The organism is Rhodococcus sp. 15-2388-1-1a (genome assembly GCF_002259145.1).
Lineage (GTDB): Bacteria > Actinomycetota > Actinomycetes > Mycobacteriales > Mycobacteriaceae > Rhodococcoides.
In genome coordinates this window covers 1-17,163 of record NZ_NPFP01000006.1, presented here as the reverse complement: position 1 = coordinate 17,163, position 17,163 = coordinate 1, and the positions used below count along the sequence as shown (strand labels likewise).

The following is a 17,163-nucleotide window of genomic DNA, read 5'->3' as shown; positions in this document are numbered from 1 at the left end:
GGATCCTCTTCGTCACCGGCACGCATGCCGGTCTGCCCTCGTCACGGCGTCCATGCTGTGCGCGACCAGCAGCCAGGTGCGGGCAAGGTTCTTCCATACCGCGACCGAGTGCTCCGCACTCGCGTCGTCGGGGCGGGCCCGAACAGCGGCCGATCGATGCAGCGAGACTGCTCGCGCTTTCAACGCGTCGAGATCGCCGTCGGCGCACACCGATCGAACGGTGTGCGCATCGACGCGCCGACCGATCAACTGGCACAGCGTCTGAAGTGCCGTCAGCTCGGCAGGAACGTCGTCGGACGACTCCGACGGACTCTCGGTCGCGGTGCCGTTCGTGCGACCGACGATCCCGCGTTGCAGGTCGACCGGCCCCGATGATGCACCGTCGGCCGCCACGCTCCACACGCTCAGGAACGACGGATGCGGGACGTTCCAGATCTCTCGGAACGCGCGCGTGATCATCTCCGCGACGAGCGCGGCATCTGCTCGGGCGTCGGTTCGTGTGAGATCGATGATCGACCCGTCTGCGACCGGCTTGCCTCGATCCAGCCATCCGCAGTCGAGTAGTTGCACATCCATGGCCGTCGTGTCCGGGGCATCCGGGTACAGCAGTGACGGCAGCGCTGCCACCGACACCAGCACGCCGCGGTCCGTCGCCGCCACATCGATGTACGGGCGCAACCCACGCTCGCCCGGGCTCGCCTGAGCGGCGGAAACCGTGATGTAGTCGCCCCTCGGCAAGGTCCGAAGACGAGCATGCAGGTTCTCGGTGAACGTGGCCCACGCGAGCGCGGTGGTGGAGTCGAAATGGCCGTTCTGCAATGCGGTCACGATGCAAACCCTCTTCTCGGACGAGAACTGATGCCTGTATCCGAGACCGTAGCGAGAGGGTCCGACAAGAACCCGAGTCAGTACACGTCGCGCAGATAGCGCTTGGATTGCTTGAGGTCGTTGACGTAGTCCTCGGCGGCGTCGGGGGAGCGGCCACCATGTTCGGCGACGATCTCGTGCAGTGCCTCGTCGACGCCCTTGGCCATGCGCGTCGCATCGCCGCACACGTACAGGTGCGCGCCCGCTTCGAGCCACCCGTACAGCTGCTTTCCGGCCTCACACATGCGGTGCTGCACGTAGATCTTCTCGTGCTGGTCACGGGAGAACGCCAGATCGAGTCGCGTCAACAGACCGCTGCGCTCGAACTCGGTGAGTTCGTCCTCGTAGAGGAAGTCGCTCGTTCGATGCTGATCGCCGAAGAACAGCCAGTTCTCGCCTGTGGCTCCGCGTGCGTGCCGCTCGTGCAGAAATGCTCGGAAGGGTGCCACTCCGGTTCCCGGCCCGATCATGATGATCGGGGTGTCGTCGGCGGGGAGGCGGAACGACTTGTTCGCGGACAGGAACACTCCGGCCTGCTGTCCGTCCTCGACGCGATCGGCCAGATACGTCGAGCAGACGCCACCGCGATCACGCTCGGCCGACCGGTATCGGACCGTCGAGACGGTCAGATGAACGGTGCCCTCGTGCGCGATCGGTGACGACGAAATCGAGTAGACCCGGTGTTGCAGAGGACGCAGCAACCCGAGGAATTCGGCCGGATCGAAGGCTCCCGACCGATCGAGATCGAGAACGTCCACGACGTCGCGACCCCAGGTCCAGGCGTCGAACGACGCGCGGTCGCCGTTCTGCAGAACGTGATCGAGCTCGGCGTCACCGGCGCGTTCGGCCACGGCCTCGATCAGATCCATGGGCGGGATGCCGATCTCGTAGTCCGTGGTCAAGGCATCGGCCAAGGTGATCTCGCCCGACTTCGTGTGGACCGCGGTGTCGGCAGGCACACCCAGACGCTCGATCACGGCCGAGACCAGCGCCGCGTCGTTGACGGGCTTCACGCCGAATCCGTCACCGGCCTCGTAGGCGATGCCGCTCTCGCCGAGCGCGAGCGAGAAGTGTCGAACTTCTTTGGCCGACGTGGGGCCGGAGAGGCGTCGGTTGCTCAGAATCTGCGCGCGGTAGGGATTCTTTCGATTCCACGGTGAGCGCTTCGATGCGGTCCTGGTGGCGCCGAGATCGCCGGTTCGAGCGTCGATGTCCTGTACCTGCCTTGCAGTAGTCGTCTCTGTGAGTCGAGTGGGAGGTCGACTCGTTCGAACACTAATCGGGACCACTCACTCGCGGTGCAGGACCTCGATTCCGTCGACGGAGAAGACGACGTCGTATCCGCTCGCCAGCGCCCGGCTGATCGCCTGACGATCGCCGGTCTCGTCCGTCGGCCACCCCGCGGGCCGTTCGCGGTTCACGACGATCCAATCCGGCACGGTCGAATCGGTCGTGCGCTGCGGAAAGACCGACACGTCGTGGTCGGCGACGAGTTGGGCCACGAGATTGTTCGACGCCGCAACGCGATCACCGGCGGGAATCCACTCGGAGATCTCTCGGGCGGTCTCGGCCTGCGGATCGATCGTCCACTCCTGCGCTTGCACCACCCGTGACATGGGCAGGAACGGCAATGCGACGACCGCGAACGCTGCCACGAACGCGACGATCAGCTTTCGGCCGCGTTCGGTGAGCTGACCGTGCCGGTGGCTACGCGCCAATGCGTCGAGCAGAGCGATGAACACGATGACCATGAGGATCGCGTTGTAGTGGTAGATCGGCTTCCAGAAGTTGGTGTTGTCACTGAGAAAGCGCCACGCGACCGTCGGGACGGCGATCAGGAGCAGCGGAGAGCGCAGAGCGAAGAAGCCGGTGACAGCGAGCAGCAGAAAGGCGGTGGCCGCCCGTGAATCGCCGGCAACCAGCCCGTGTGCGGTGTCGGCTATGCCTTCTCCCAGGGGAGGCAGCTTCGAACCCTGGTCGTACGAGTTGTCCGAGCTGAGGGCCGGGACGATCACCTTGACCGCGAGAACCACCCAGGTCAGTCCCCATACAGCAGTCAGCGCCCCGAGGATGCGCGTTCGGCCGCTCGTCCACAGCGCAACCAATGCCCCGATGACGATCACCGTCAGGCCCATGTCCTCCTTGACGAACACGAGGGGTAGAGCCCAGGCAAGGGCCGGCAGCCAGCGCCGATCGACCAGCGCGACCATCGACATGGCCAGCAGAGGCATCGCGAACGCCACCTCGTGGAAGTCGAAGTTCAACGCGGCCTGCACGCCCCAGGAGAGTCCGAACGCCGCGGCCGTCACGATGCCGACGATCGTGCCGAATCTCTGTACCGCCAGTCGGCTGATCGGAATCACGGCAAGCGCGAACAACACGGCTTGCGCGATCAGCAGCGTCTCGGCGTGCGGGAACAGCCGGTAGACAGGTCCCAGCAACGCGGTGATGGGCGAGAAGTGGTCACCCAGCGTGTTGTAGCCGGTGCCGAGCAGGTCCGATGTCGGTGCCTGGAACTGCGAGTACGACGCGATCTGCTGAACGAATATGCCCAGGTCGAATCCGGATGTACGGAGCTGGCGGTGGCCGAGGACGGACATCACCGCGTACAGCGTCGCCAGCACGGCGAACGAGACGGCAGGCACCAGAGTCTCGGCGGAGCGGAATCTTGCGCGCCGGTCCGCGGTCGCGGTTCTGTCGGTGGCTGTTCTGTCGGTCGCGGTGTCGACACTGTCGGCATCGGTGACGACCGTGGATTTCTCGGTAGTGGTCACGAGAAGGCATGTCTACCGGACCGACGTGAGACGTTGCTGAGAACTCCAGGTCAGCGCTTGCGCTTCTTCGCGGGCTTGCGTCGTGGCGGCTGCGAGGTGAGGTGGTAGTAGAGCGCGTCCTCGGAGTCTTCCACCACCACGTCGATGAAGTCGCCCACCTCGAGGTAGTCGTTGACGGCGATCCGGTCGGTCGAGCCGATGACTGCCTTGACCGATCGTGCGGGAACGAGGCCTCTACGGCCGTCGGGTCCGACGGCGAGTGCGTAGCGCGGACCGGTGCGGGTGACCCTGGCGCTGATGAAATCCGGATCCTTCGGAATCGGGGCGGCCGCAAGCACGCCCCCGTCCTTCGATGCGGCCGTCAACGAGTCGAGCTGCGCGGCCAGATCGTCGGCCATCGCATCCACCTGATCGAGCAGGTGGGCCATGTGCGCGGCGTAGTCGGTGTGCTTCTTGGTCGGCTTGAGTGCCTCACCGGGCTTGTACATGTCCTCGTGGGTCAGCTCGCCCCAGGCGTCCTGCAGGCGCGTCTTGACCTGAACCTCCACCTTCACGTCGAGATCGCCCTGATGCGTGGCCACTCGAACGACGAGCACGGCGTGATACGCGCGGTAGCCACTCGGCTTGGGAAAGGCGACGTAATCGGTGGGTGGTTGTGCGAACCGCACGGAGCATTCCGGGTCGTTGCACGCACGCTCGAGCGCAGCGACGAACGTCAGCTGATCGCGCGGGGTCTTGCACAGCACCTTGACGCCGACGAGATCGGGCAACGCCTCGGCGACGGCATCGGCGTCGGTCGGCTCGGCGATGCGGCCCTCGGACAGGTAGCGGCGCAGTTTGTCGGCCGATCTGCCCGGGTCCTTGATGCGTGCAGTCTGCGCATTGAGTCGGTCTCGATCGACGTCCTCGAGAATCTCGTCGGCGATGGTCTCGAGGAAGTTCTGCGCCGTGACGAGAGCGGCTTCCCACGCTCGACGACGCTGCAGGTACAGCTCTTCGACCAAGTCGTCGATACTCGTTGCCGATGTCACGATGCCGAGGTTAACGCAGAAGTGTCGGCATTCCTCTCGACGGCGCGCGTTCGAGCTGTGGCGCGACTGCGTCCGGTTTACGCTCTACCGCATGACCGTGGCCTCGGAACAGAAGGACGACTTCGTCGAGAAGTTCGATCCCTTTCGTCGCGAGTTGCTCGCGCACTGCTATCGCATGACCGGGTCGATCCACGATGCCGAGGACCTGTTGCAGGAGACGTACATTCGCGCATGGCGGGGTTACGCCAAATACGAGGGCCGTTCGTCCCTGCGCACATGGCTGTACCGAATCGCAACCAACACCTGTCTGACCGCTCTGGACGGCCGGGCGAAGCGTCCCTTGCCGACAGGCTTGGGTGCACCGAGTTCCGGCCCCACCGACGAACTGGTGCAGAACAACGAGATTCCGTGGCTCGAGCCGATCGCCGATTCCGAACTGGAGGATGCGAGTGATCCGGCTTCGATCGTGGTGGAGAGGGAATCCGTGCGGCTCGCCTTCGTCGCCTCCCTGCAGCATCTGTCGTCACGGCAACGCGCGGTGCTGCTGATGCGCGAAGTGTTGCAGTGGAAAGCATCGGAGGTAGCCGAGGTTCTCGCCACGACGACGACAGCAGTGAACAGCCTCCTGCAGCGAGCGCGGGAGCGGCTCGACGAGATCGCGCCCGAGCTCGACAACGTCGAGCCCATCGAATCCGCGGAATTACAGGAACTTCTCGCCCAGTACGTGGAGTGTTTCGAGAGTTACGACATCGACCGACTGGTCACGCTGTTCACCTCGGACGCAGTGTGGGAAATGCCGCCGTTCGTCGGGTGGTACCAGGGTGGCGAGACGATCGGATCTCTCATCCGGAACAACTGCCCCGCAAACGGGGCAGGCGACATGCGGATGGTGGCCACCTCTGCCAATGGCCAACCCGCATACGGGCTCTACATGCTGGCCGAGGACGGTGTGCACCGCGCGTTCCAGTTGCACGTTCTCGATGTCGATGCCAGAGGGGTCGGGCACGTGACCTGCTTCTTCGATCTGACGCTGTTCGATCGATTCGGTTTGCCCGACCGCCTCTAGTCGAACGTTCGGTCAGCCCTGCGAGACGGCCGACGGATCCATCCACATCACTTCCCAGACGTGGTCGTCGAGATCTCGGAACGCCCGGCCGTACATGAACCCGTGATCCTGGGGCTCCATCCACTTCGATCCACCCGCGGCGATCGCCGCGTCGGTGAGCGAGTCGACTTCCTCGCGGCTGTCGGCAGAGACGCACATCAGTACCTCCCGGGCCGAGCCCGTGTCGCAGATCGAGTCCGAGATGAAGTCCTCGAATCGCGAGGTGGCCAGGAACATCACGGTCGCCTGATCGCTGACGACCATCGATGCACAATTCTCGTCGCTGAACATATCGTTGAACTGGAATCCGAGACCCTCGAAGAATGTGCGGGTTGCGACGACGTCGCGGACGGGCATGTTGGCGAACAGCGAACGGGACATGAATACACACCTTTTCTGGAAGAGCCTGCTGCGTCGAACCGTCGAACGGCGGTCTTGTTCGTACTGACAGCTCTCGATCCGAAAAGTCATCGGGTGCAGATGTGCAGACACGACGCGACCCCGCCGAGCGGATGCTCGACGGGGTCGCGGACTGCGAAGCTGAAGGGGGGTGTGGCTATCGCGTGATCTGCGCGAGGCGCGAGAGCATCCGCGAGAAGACGTGGCCGTCGTTGCCGAGGTCTGCATAGGGATCGGATGCCTGATCCGACTCGGTGGCGTCCGGCGTTGCCGCAGCAAGCGTGCGCGCCAGGCGGGTGCGACGCTCGATGGCGTCGATGATGGTGGCGTCCAGCGTTGAAACTTCGTCGAAGAGCTGGTCGACGTCAGCTGTCGCGATATCGGCGTTGTCGGTGCCAATTGCGAGCGAATCGATCTGAACAGTCACATCGTCTCCTTTTGTTCGCGTCCTGAGGTGTGAGTCGTTCGGTCGGCCGGAACCGTTACAGCTCGGCCCGAGTAAAAACGATGTTTCGTCGCCCAGACCAAGATGCCCACTCGATGGGCCTGGGCCAACCTCTTCGGGGTGTGATGCTGCATACAGTCCGGTCGGTTCCTCCACCTGCGGGTTTCCCGGACGGAGCGGCTCCGAGGATTCTTCTCGCGTTGTTCCGGGTAGCCGCGGAGTGATCGACGTCGACTTTCGAGGAGTGAACGATGCGTTACGACTACCTGATCATCGGCGGGGGAATGGTCGCGGACAGCGCGGCTCGCGGAATCCGCGAGCAGGACACGACGGGCTCCATCGGCATACTCGGCACCGACCCGGACGCGCCGTACACGCGGCCGGCGCTGTCGAAGAAGCTGTGGACCGACCCGGAGTTCGGCCGCGATCAGGTCTCGCTCGACACGGCCTCCGACACCGGCGCAGAAGTGCACACCGGAACTCGAGTCGTATCGGTCGACCGCTCCGACTCGTCGGTCACCACGGAATCCGGAGAACACCACGAGTACGGACAGCTTCTCCTGGCAACCGGTGCAATGCCGACGCGCATCGAACTGGCTCCCAGCCCCCGCGTGGTGTACTTCCGCACCTTCGCCGACTACCGGGCGCTGCGCGAGCTGACCAAGACCGCCGATCACATCGCCGTGGTCGGCGGCGGATACATCGGCACCGAAATCGCAGCTGCCCTGTCTCTCCAGAATGTGAAGGTCACACTGGTGACGTCGGATGCCGTACTCGGGGGACACATGTTTCCGCCGACCCTGGCTGCCGGCTTCGACAAGGGATTCGCAGGCCACGGTGTGACCGTGCGCCGGGGAACGAGGGTCGTGTCCGGGGCCGAGGCGTCGGCGCGCGTACAACTCCAACTCGACGACGGTTCGACCGTGGAGGCGGACGGCGTCGTGTTCGGACTCGGCGTGCGACCCAACACGGAATTGGCCGAATCTGCAGGGCTGTCGGTCGACGACGGCGTGACCGTCGACGAGTTCCTCCGGACCGAGGACGAGCACGTCTACGCCGCCGGTGACGTGGCGAACTACCCCGATGCCATCCTCGGACGCCGTCGTATCGAGCATGTCGACAACGCGACCGAGATGGGCAAGGCCGCAGGACGCAATATGGCCGGCGCCGCAGATCCCTACAGCTACACCCCGTACTTCTACTCCGATGTCTACGACGACGGCTATCAGGCGATCGGCACGGTGTCCACGGGGCTGAGCGTCGTCGAGGACTGGAAGTCGGTGGGCAAGGAAGGCGTCGTCTACTACCTCGACGACGATGCCGTCGTTCGGGGCGTACTGATGTGGAACGTCTGGGAGGGCCTCGACGTGGCACGCACCCTGCTGGCCGAGAAGAAGCCGCAGACCGAGCAATCGTTGCGCGGACTGATCTGAAATTCTGGAACACTCGATGGCGAGCGATCGGTCGACGACACCGGCGATCCAGCGCGACCTAGGAGAGACGATGTCCGAATTCGATGGCAATGGGTCGGCCGAACAGCGTGCCCGGTTCGACGACGAGGTCCACCGCCGCTGCGCCGAATGCCGGTTGCCCGGCCGTTCCGAGCCACTGTCCGACGCGGCCGCTGTCGCCATCGCTGCCGGCCGAGTGGACCAGGCCACCCGAGTCGTACTCGTCGACCGATGGCATGCAGGGCGCTCGCTCCCGTCGATCGGGGGATTCGGCGCATTGCGCACTCTGGTGGACGAGCGCGATCGCTGGCTCGCCAAGGACACGACGAGCAAGCCCGGATCGGCGCTCGTGTACCGACTCCGAGCTGCCGAGCTGACCAGACGCGTCGATCACCACCGCACCACCGTGGTGATGTCCAATCGGCACTACGCCAACGGAGTACGTGCGGCGCGAAAGGAGCGGCGGGAAGGTGTGCATCTCGATCTGGACCAACGGGACGCGGTCTTCGATGCGCTGACGAGAACGCCTGCGCCACAGAAGTTCGGCCCGATCGCCGAGCGTGGCCTGTCACTGGTGGATGCGGCTACGGATCGGGTGAGCACGCTGGCGCGCAGAACCCCGGTGGCCGACAGGGTCGAGTGGGCGACCGGAATGGTGGATCAGTTCGTGGACCGAAAGGACGACCGTTTCGTCGATCGCTACGACACCCTGCTGTTCCTCGCCGGCACCTCGTTCGATCGAGTGCGTCGGTCGCCTGCATGGCAATCGACCTACTTCGAGATCCAGCGCAATCAGCTGGACCTGTTCGTCGAACTCACCGAGATCTCGCTCGATGCCACGTCGCTGCGAACGGTAGCGACCGAGCTGAACCGGATCGGTGAAACGATGGTCGACGAGGAGACCGCAGCGCAGGTCGAATCTCGTCGTGGCGCACTGGAAGTGGTGTGGAAACAGTTGACCGGACGGGTGGCCGCGCTGGTACGACTCGCGAACGTGGTCGAGTCTTCGGAGACCGAGGCCCGCACCTCCGACGCGATGGCCCGCGCGCACAGCTTGGACGATCGGATCGATGACCTCGTCGGGCGGTCGGGGAGCCGGGAAATGTCCGCCGAGAACACACATTTCGTCGGTGATCAAGTGCGGACGCAGTGGCGCGACTGAGTGCAGCCGAGGGCACATAGCCGCGCCACTGGCTCTAGGCGATGATCGCGAAGAGGATTCCCGCGACGGCGAAGCTGACCACGGACAGAATTGTCTCGAGAACCGTCCATGTCTGCAGTGTCTGCTTGACGGTCAGGTTGAAGAACTTCGCGATGATCCAGAATCCGCCGTCGTTGACGTGGCTGGCGATGATCGAGCCCGCTGCGATGGACATGGCGATCAGCGCGACGGCCGGAGCCGAGTAGTCCTGGGCTGCCACGAGTGGTCCGACGATGCCGCCGGTCGTCACGATGGCCACGGTTGCCGACCCCTGGGCGACCCTGAGCGCACAGCTGATGATGTACGCCAACACGATGATGGGAAGACCTGCGGCCGCCATGGTGTCGGCCAGGGCTGTGCCGATTCCCGTGGCGGAGATGACCTTTCCGAAGAACGCGCCTGCGCCGACCACCAGCAACAGCATGCCCACCGGACGAAGCGACTCTCCGGTCAGCTTGCTCAGTTCCTGGACTGTGGATCCGCGTCGAATTCCCAGAACGTAGAACGCGATCAGAACTGCGATCAGAAGCGCGACGGCCGGGGTGCCGAAGAACGTCAGTACTTCGAGTAGGTTGCCGGGATCGAGCAGGATGCTGCCGAACGTGGCGCCGAGGATCAGGACCAGTGGAACCGCGATGATTGCTCCGATGGTGCCCACCGACGGCGGCGTGGTGACGACCGGACGCTTGGTGGCGACCGTGCCTGCGCCTCCACCCTCGGTTGTGCTCGCGTCGTTTCCGTCGTTGATGAAGTCCTCGGGCACGTCGACGATGATGCGTTTGCCGATCCAGTTACCCCACACCAGGCCGGCGGCGATGAATCCTGGTATTCCGCAGATGAATCCGAACAGGATGAGCCAGCCCAGGTTCACTTCGAGCAACCCGCCGAGGGCAACCGGACCTGGATGTGGCGGCAAGAAAGCATGCGTCATGGACAATCCTGCCAACATCGGCAGCGCATAGAGCACCAACGACTTTCCGCCTTGGCGCGCCGCCACGTAGACCAACGGTGCCAACACGAAGATGCCGATGTCGAAGAACACCGGGATGCCGAAGATCAGACCCAACAGGCCCATTGCGATGGGTGCTCCGCGTTCTCCGAAGACGCCCAGCAGCTTGGCGGTCAGTGCCTGTGCGCCACCGGACTTTTCGAGAATCGCGCCCAGGACCGTTCCCAGTCCGATGATGACTGCGATGTGCCCGAGGATGCCGCCGAACCCGGTTTCGAGAAGCGATTCGTTGCTCTTGATGGCGGTGCCGACTATCTCGTTGACGGGCAAACCGGCAGCCAGAGCCAATCCGAGGCCGACGATGAGAAGTGCGATGAACGGTTCGAGTTTGACCTTGATGATGACGATGAGCAGTACAGCAATTGCGATGCCGCACAATACGAGTAGTCCTGGCGTGGAGGTTCTGAGCCAGTCGACGACAGAATTCATGACGAGCCTTCCTTGATGTCTGCGCTGATAGCCGCCACGAACGCCTGCGCTCGCGCGGTGATGTCGTCCCACTGGGCCGCCGCAACCGACGCCGGTGAAACCACATCGGTGCCTGCCGTCACTGCGACGGCACCGGATGCCAGGAACTGAGCCGCGTTACCTGCGTTGACTCCGCCGGACGGAACGAGTTGCGCGTCGGGGAAGGGGCCGAGCAGATCCTTGAAATACGCGGGCCCGACGGTCCGTGCCGGAAATATCTTCACGGCATCCGCCCCGAGATCGAGGGCGGTCATCACTTCGGACGGGGTGAGCGCGCCCATCATCAGCGGGATTCCGGCGTCGGTGACGATCGCGGCAACGTCGGGACGGAGCCCAGGAGTCACGACGAAGCTCGCCCCGGCGTCGATTGCCGACCGCGCTTGGTCGGCGGTCAGGACGGTGCCCGCCCCGACGACTGCACCGGCGTTCGATGCCGTGCGGAGCAGCGCCAGCACGCCTGGTGTGGTGAAGGTCAACTCCAGGGCCCGAATTCCGCCGCGCGAGAGCGCATCTGCCAGCGCAACAGGATCGGAGATGTGAGGCGCGCGGACCACCGACAGTGCGCGGTCCTCGAGAATTGTGGACAGTGCATTCATGCTGTCTGCTTTCCGATGGAATCGAGTCGCAGGGCACGGCCTGCAAGAGAGTGGGTGGGGCGTCGATCGTCGATGGCGAACGCGCCGTTGACCATGACGTGGCTGATGCCGTCGGCCTGTTGTTTCGGATTCTCGAACGTGGCGGTGTCGCGCACGGTGGCAGGATCGAACAGCACGAGATCGGCTGCGTGGCCGAGGGCTATCGTGCCGCGGGCGCGCAGGCGGAGCCGCGCAGCGGGACGGCCGGTCAGGTGATTGATGCAGTCCTCCAGCGAGAGCAGTTGCTCGTCTCGGACGTAGTGACCCAGGTAACGGGGGAAGGTTCCCCAGGCGCGTGGGTGCGGTTTCTCGCCGACCAGGATCGCGTCACTGCCGCCCATGTGGCGTGGATGCGCCATGATCTCTCGCACGTTCTCCTCGTGGCCGACGTGCTGGAGGATTGTGGTGGCCAGAGCGTCTCGGCGAAGGAACTCGAAGAACACGTCCACCGGCGCGCGCCCCTCGTCGGCCGCGATATCGGACATCGTGCGCCCGACGTAGCGATCGAGCTCCGGATTCGCGACACCGCTGAGCTGGATGGTCTCCCACTCGACGGTCACGCCGTGGCAGCCGTCGGACCCGTCGACGTCGACATCCTGTGCGATGCGTCGACGCATGTCCGGATCGTCGAGGCGTTCGAGCGCGCGATCCGGGCCACCCGACATTGCCCAACTCGGCAGCAGCGCAGACAAAGTGGTGGCCCCGGGCAGATACGGATACGTGTCGAGGGTGACGTCGCATCCGTCCGAGATCGCAGAGTCGACGCGGTCCAAGAACTCACGTGCCCGGCCCCGATTGACGCCGAAGTTCATCGTCGCGTGAGTCAGATGCAGCGCACATCCCGTATCCCTCGAGAGATCGAGCATCTCCTGGTACGCGTCGAGCGCGCCGGCGCCGTACGACCGAGTGTGCGGTGCATAGAACCCACCGAAGTCGGCGACGACCTCGCACAGCGCGCGTAATTCGCTGGTGTCGGCATACATTCCGGGCGTGTACGTCAAACCGCTCGACATTCCGACGGCACCTTCTTGCAGGCCCTGCGCCAACAACTCCTGCATGTGGGCGATCTCGGACGGCGTCGCGGGTCGCTGATCAGGGCCAACCGCGAGGTATCGCAATGTTCCCTGGGGAACGAGATAGGCAGCGTTCGGGGTGATTCCCTGGTCGAGGCGATCGAGGTACTCCGAGACCGAACGCCACGAGAAGTCGAGGTCGACGGGATTGCCGTTCCATCCGGCGATCTGACGCCGCACCACATCGAGTGTCGCGTCGTCGATCGGAGCGTAGGCGATGCCGTCCTGTCCGATGACCTCGGTGGTGACGCCCTGACTGATCTTCGGGAAGTGGTCGGGGTCGGTCAGCAGACGCAGATCGGAATGGGCATGCATGTCGATGAACCCGGGGGACAGGACCTGCCCCGCAGTGGCGTCGACGATTCTGTCGGCACCGAGAACGGTGCCGGGTTCGGCGATCGAGGCGATGATTCCGTCGCGGACGAGAACGTCACGACGCAGTCGCGGTGACCCGGTGCCGTCGATGACGTCGGCACCTCGAAAGAGGGTATCGGGCATGAGGTTTCGACTCTCTAGAAGAATGTGTGCACGAGATCGACGACGCGGGGATCGTCGCCGTCGGCGTCGTCGACGACGGGAACCAGACGCCACTTGTCGAATGCGGTGCACGGGTGAGACAGGCCCAACCGCACCACCGATCCCACCGGGAGCGCCGTGCTGTCCTCGGCCGGTAGACGGAGGAACGCGTGTTGATCGTTCAGCGCCGTGATTTCGGCGCCGGAGTCGAGAGTTTCGCCTCCCCGGACCGATTGGGGGACAGGCAGTCCTTCGTCGAACGGAAAGTCCCGCTTGCCTGCGTCGAGCAGCGCGAGACCGGGCTCCGGCCGGGAGACCGTCCGAGCCCATCCGTGCATCGCCGACAGCAGCGGCGCGTCGGTGCGGGCGGGAGTGAGGGGTGAGATCTGCGAGTAGAAGCCGTCGTCGTGCACCACATAGGCACCCGAGCGCAGCACGACGTCGGTAGCTACACCGTCTCCGGTGGTGAGGGATTGCAACTGCTCGACAACGAGATCCTGGTAGGCGCTGCCGCCTGCGGTCACGATCGCATGCTCGCCGTACAACCCTTCGGCATCGAGCGCGCGATGGAGGGCTGCGACGTTCTCGAGATAGGCCCTAACTGCTGCGAGGCCGCTGTCGGTCCGGTCGTGGCTCAGTGCGCCCTCGTAGCCGCCGACCCCGGCCAACGCCAGCCGCGGCGACGACGCGATCGCACGAGCGACCGCGGTCGCCTCGTCTGTCGTGCGTGCGCCGGTTCGACCGTGCGGGCCACCGAGTTCGACGATGACTGGGATGGGGCGCGTTCCCTGCGCCGTCAGTATGCGGTCCATCTCGTTCACCGTTGCGACGCTGTCCGCCCAGCAGTAGAACTCGAATGTCGGATGCGAATCCAGCTCGCCCGCAATCCATGTCAACGCGACGGGGTCGATCTCGGCGTTGGCGAGAACGATTCGGTCGACCCCGAACGCGCGCGCTGCTTGCACCTGCCATCCGGTGGCGAGGGTGATGGCCCAGCTTCCCGCGTCGAGTTGCTGCCTCCACAGTTGAGGGGCCATCGTCGTCTTGCCGTGGGGCGCGAGCAGCATTCCTGCACGCGCCGTCCATTCGGCCATGACCGAGATGTTCGACGCGATGCGTGCCCGGTCGAGTGTGAGTACGGGCGTCGTGAACTCGGAGAGCCGTGGCGACGTGGCGAGAAAACTCTCGATGGTGTGCCCCCACGACCTGGGGGGCAACGCCTTGTGCTCGGGTCCGAGCACTCGGCGGCTGAGCGCCTCGACGGCATCGATGTCGATCACGGTCGTCTCCTTGGTCTCAGTGAATCCACATGCGTTGCGCATTATGCAACGCTGGTTGCGCAATGTGTTTATGGTTTGTAGTCTGCAACGAAAGTCAGCGTTCCCGCAAGAGTTCGAGGAGATCGACGTGAAAGCACCACGAGCGGTGTGTGTAGGCGAAGGCCTCGTCGTTCTGGTCGCCGAGCCTGGCCCACTGGAGAAATCGGAGACGTTCGACCGCACCGCCGGGGGTGCAGAAGCCAACGTGGCCAGGGTGTTCGGTCAACTGGGCGTCGATGCATCATGGATCTCGCGAGTGGGCGACGACGGATTCGGCCGGTACCTCGTCGACCAATTGGTCGCGGCAGGTGTCGACACCTCCGGTGTGACGATCGACCACGAGCGACCCACTGGCATGTACGTGAAGCAACGCGGCTCGGGTTCCGACGACCGCCACGACCTCGCATGCCGAGACAGTGCGATGACCTACTTCCGTGCCGGCTCGGCGGCGAGTGCTCTGTCGCCCGGAGACATCGACGGGAATGCGGCGAACCTGGTGGCTCGTGCCGACTTGGTCCATTTCACCGGAATCACCGTGGCCATCTCGGATACCGCCGCCGATCTGACGAGATCCTTGATGGATCTGCCCACCCTCGTCAGCTTCGATCTGAACTATCGGCCGGCGCTGTGGAAGTCTCGGCCGGACGCAGCTACAGATGTCCTCGGTGAACACGTTCGAGGAAGCGATGTGGTGTCCATGGGTGCCGACGAAGCTGCGCTGGTGTTCGGCACGTCCGATCCCGACGAGCTGCGCGAGATGTTTCCGCAACCACACCATCTGGTGATCAAGAACGACGCACACACCGTGACGGCATTCGAGGGAACCTCTCGGGTCGACGTGCCGGCGCTGAAGCTCGACGTCGTCGAAAAGATCGGTGCCGGAGACGCATTCGCGGGCGGGTACCTGACCGGACTGCTGTTGGGTAGGAGTTCCGTCCAGCGCGTTCGGTTCGGGCATCTGTGTGCGGCGGGTGCCCTCACCGGGCACGGCGACATCGCTTCGGTGCTTCCCCTCGCGGTGCTGACCGAACTTGCGGAACTGGCCGACGTCGATTGGGCGAGGCTGGACTACGCAGCGACTGCCGCGCGTCACTCGGGGGTATTCCAATGAGTCAGAGTCTCGCGCGGGCGATGACACTTCTCGGCTTGCTCGGCGACGGACCGCGATCACTCGACGAGTTGGCGTCGGTACTCGAGGTCCACAAGACGACCGTGCTGCGGCTGCTTCGCACGATGGAAGCCGACAGATTCGTTCAGCACGACGCGGATCACCGATATCAGCTCGGATCCAGATTGTTCGAGCTCGCCAACCATGCGCTCGAACAGCGTGACGTGCGGAGCATTGCCCGGCCGCATCTGGCGGAACTCAACACGATCACCGGTCAAACCATTCACCTGGCAACGTACGAAGCGGGTGAGGTGATCTACATCGACAAGTTCGACGCCAAACAGAGCGTGCGGATGTATTCGCGGGTCGGCAAGCCTGCGCCGTTGCACTGCACAGCCGTCGGGAAGGTACTGATCGCTGCACGCCCACAGGTGGAGCGGGAGCAGATTGCGCAGCGCATCACCTACACGCCGTTCACCGAACGAACTATCAGAACGGCAGAGCACTACTTGCGTGAGCTGGACCTCGTGCTCGCACAGGGATTCGCGGAGGACCGCGAGGAGCACGAGACGTTCGTCAACTGCATCGGCTCCGCTGTGCGCAACGGAACCGGCGACGTCGTGGCAGCAGTCTCGATGTCGGTACCCGACATGCTGCTCGACCACGACCAAGTACTGGCGACGCTGCCCGAAGTGCAACGGACCGCAGCCGCAATATCCGAGGGGCTGGGCTGGCAGCCGCAGGAACTCCAGGACCGCACGACAACCGACAAGAGCCCGACGGAAGGAAAACAATGAGCGAGAAGATCGAAATTCGCACCGCAGGAGCCCCGGCACCCGCCCACACGTTCTCCCAGGGAGTGCGAAAGGGCCCGTTCGTGCAGGTATCCGGACAGGGGCCGGTGGATCCAACTACCAGCGAATACCTCTACCCAGGCGATGTCGCTGCGCAGACCACCCGCACACTCGAGAACGTCAAAGCAATCGTCGAGGCCGGTGGTGCGACGTTCGACGACGTCGTGATGCTGCGCGTGTACCTGACCAAGCGTGAGGACTTCACGTTCATGAACGACGCTTATGGCGCGTTCGTGTCGGCGCACACCTCCGGCGACGTACTCCCGAGTCGCACGACGGTGTTCACAGGACTGCCGAGGGAAGAGATGTTGGTCGAGATCGATGCCGTTGCGATCGTCTGACGGAGCCCTCATCGGGTTGGCTGGTCAGATGTTCACGCAGAAATTACATCTGACCAGGCGATTTGCGTATGTGTTGGTCTTCGCGTAACTTTTGTCGAGTCAGAGCGACACGGACACCGACCCGGTCTTCACGGACTGGGACAACGAGGTTGTACGGAGTATGCACTGAACAACCCAGGCAAGGCTCGAAAGTAATGAGTCATGTCTGGGGTTCGAGCGTGTAAGCCCCGAAGCTACCGTGCAAACGGTAGCGACGGTGTGTGCGTGTTCTTTGAGAACTCAACAGTGTGTCGATGAATGTCAGTGCCGAATTTATTTGGTGAAAGCATTCGATGTATCAGCCATCCGCTTGTGGTGGTTGTTGTCGGGTGTTGTTTGAAAATGCTAGTTGAGTTTTTTTGCTAGTGATTTGACTCTTTATGTTTATGACTGATTCACGGCTCTTCCTTTCGGGGGAGCGCTGTTGTTTCGAGAGTCTTTTACGGAGAGTTTGATCCTGGCTCAGGACGAACGCTGGCGGCGTGCTTAACACATGCAAGTCGAGCGGTAAGGCCTTTCGGGGTACAC

At 63.9% G+C, this 17,163-nt stretch carries 15 protein-coding genes, 1 rRNA gene and 1 pseudogene; 7 read left to right on the top strand and 10 right to left on the bottom strand.

The features are described 5' to 3' along the window. Positions 1-12: 12 nt before the first annotated feature. From CH302_RS03865 to CH302_RS03850, 4 genes and pseudogenes are all read right to left on the bottom strand, one after another. Entirely contained in the window at positions 13-828 is an 816-nt protein-coding gene (locus CH302_RS03865; protein WP_052047706.1) for a TY-Chap domain-containing protein, read from the bottom strand. Between the two features lie 77 nt (positions 829-905). Next, positions 906-2,108: pseudogene (locus tag CH302_RS03860) on the bottom strand (sulfite reductase subunit alpha); the annotation flags it as partial. A 48-nt stretch (positions 2,109-2,156) separates the two neighbouring features. Next, positions 2,157-3,641, bottom strand: a complete 1,485-nt coding sequence (locus tag CH302_RS03855) for a DUF2079 domain-containing protein (protein ID WP_037191023.1) — start codon at positions 3,639-3,641, stop codon at positions 2,157-2,159. A gap of 50 nt (positions 3,642-3,691) precedes the next feature. After that, a complete protein-coding gene (locus tag CH302_RS03850) occupies positions 3,692-4,672 on the bottom strand; it encodes a GTP pyrophosphokinase (RefSeq protein WP_037191025.1) in 981 nt (326 codons plus the stop codon). A 91-nt stretch (positions 4,673-4,763) separates the two neighbouring features. On the opposite strand from CH302_RS03850, the gene CH302_RS03845 reads away from it, so the two are divergent. Beyond that, positions 4,764-5,738: a sigma-70 family RNA polymerase sigma factor gene (locus tag CH302_RS03845; protein ID WP_037191028.1), complete on the top strand. Its 975-nt coding sequence runs from the start codon at positions 4,764-4,766 to the stop codon at positions 5,736-5,738. A 12-nt stretch (positions 5,739-5,750) separates the two neighbouring features. Here the strand turns inward: CH302_RS03845 and CH302_RS03840 are convergent, their stop codons facing one another. After that, positions 5,751-6,158 (bottom strand): VOC family protein, encoded by a 408-nt coding sequence (locus CH302_RS03840; RefSeq protein ID WP_037191030.1) that lies wholly within the window; start codon positions 6,156-6,158, stop codon positions 5,751-5,753. A gap of 175 nt (positions 6,159-6,333) precedes the next feature. Then, the gene (locus CH302_RS03835) at positions 6,334-6,603 is read right to left on the bottom strand and encodes a hypothetical protein (RefSeq protein WP_037191031.1); all 270 of its coding nucleotides are present in this window, start codon (positions 6,601-6,603) and stop codon (positions 6,334-6,336) included. A 269-nt stretch (positions 6,604-6,872) separates the two neighbouring features. On the opposite strand from CH302_RS03835, the gene CH302_RS03830 reads away from it, so the two are divergent. Further along, positions 6,873-8,054 (top strand): NAD(P)/FAD-dependent oxidoreductase, encoded by a 1,182-nt coding sequence (locus CH302_RS03830; protein ID WP_037191033.1) that lies wholly within the window; start codon positions 6,873-6,875, stop codon positions 8,052-8,054. A gap of 70 nt (positions 8,055-8,124) precedes the next feature. After that, on the top strand, positions 8,125-9,234 hold the full coding sequence (locus CH302_RS03825; RefSeq protein ID WP_037191214.1) for a hypothetical protein: 1,110 nt from the start codon (positions 8,125-8,127) through the stop codon (positions 9,232-9,234). Positions 9,235-9,268: 34 nt separating this feature from the next. Here CH302_RS03825 and CH302_RS03820 read toward each other — a convergent pair whose 3' ends face one another. From CH302_RS03820 to CH302_RS03805, 4 genes are read right to left on the bottom strand one after another with little or no spacing between them, the layout of a single operon-like run. Further along, on the bottom strand, positions 9,269-10,711 hold the full coding sequence (locus CH302_RS03820) for a GntP family permease (RefSeq protein WP_037191035.1): 1,443 nt from the start codon (positions 10,709-10,711) through the stop codon (positions 9,269-9,271). Then, positions 10,708-11,346 (bottom strand): bifunctional 4-hydroxy-2-oxoglutarate aldolase/2-dehydro-3-deoxy-phosphogluconate aldolase, encoded by a 639-nt coding sequence (locus CH302_RS03815; protein WP_037191037.1) that lies wholly within the window; start codon positions 11,344-11,346, stop codon positions 10,708-10,710. The genes CH302_RS03820 and CH302_RS03815 overlap by 4 nt, the downstream gene beginning before the upstream one ends. Continuing rightward, positions 11,343-12,956: an N-acyl-D-amino-acid deacylase family protein gene (locus tag CH302_RS03810; RefSeq protein ID WP_037191040.1), complete on the bottom strand. Its 1,614-nt coding sequence runs from the start codon at positions 12,954-12,956 to the stop codon at positions 11,343-11,345. Before CH302_RS03810 ends, CH302_RS03815 begins: the two co-directional genes overlap by 4 nt. Positions 12,957-12,970: 14 nt before the next feature. Continuing rightward, positions 12,971-14,296 carry an alanine racemase gene (locus CH302_RS03805; RefSeq protein WP_094649891.1) on the bottom strand — a complete coding sequence of 442 codons (1,326 nt, stop codon included), beginning with the start codon at positions 14,294-14,296 and terminating at the stop codon, positions 12,971-12,973. An 85-nt stretch (positions 14,297-14,381) separates the two neighbouring features. Here CH302_RS03805 and CH302_RS03800 point away from each other — a divergent pair, with 85 nt between their 5' ends. The 4 genes from CH302_RS03800 to CH302_RS03785 all read left to right on the top strand — a co-directional run. After that, positions 14,382-15,404, top strand: coding sequence for a sugar kinase (locus CH302_RS03800; protein ID WP_230596285.1), 1,023 nt, complete (start codon positions 14,382-14,384; stop codon positions 15,402-15,404). Further along, positions 15,401-16,198 carry an IclR family transcriptional regulator gene (locus CH302_RS03795; protein WP_052047708.1) on the top strand — a complete coding sequence of 266 codons (798 nt, stop codon included), beginning with the start codon at positions 15,401-15,403 and terminating at the stop codon, positions 16,196-16,198. Before CH302_RS03800 ends, CH302_RS03795 begins: the two co-directional genes overlap by 4 nt. After that, positions 16,195-16,596: a RidA family protein gene (locus tag CH302_RS03790; RefSeq protein WP_037191044.1), complete on the top strand. Its 402-nt coding sequence runs from the start codon at positions 16,195-16,197 to the stop codon at positions 16,594-16,596. Before CH302_RS03795 ends, CH302_RS03790 begins: the two co-directional genes overlap by 4 nt. A gap of 478 nt (positions 16,597-17,074) precedes the next feature. Beyond that, positions 17,075-17,163 (top strand): 16S ribosomal RNA (locus tag CH302_RS03785); the annotation flags it as partial.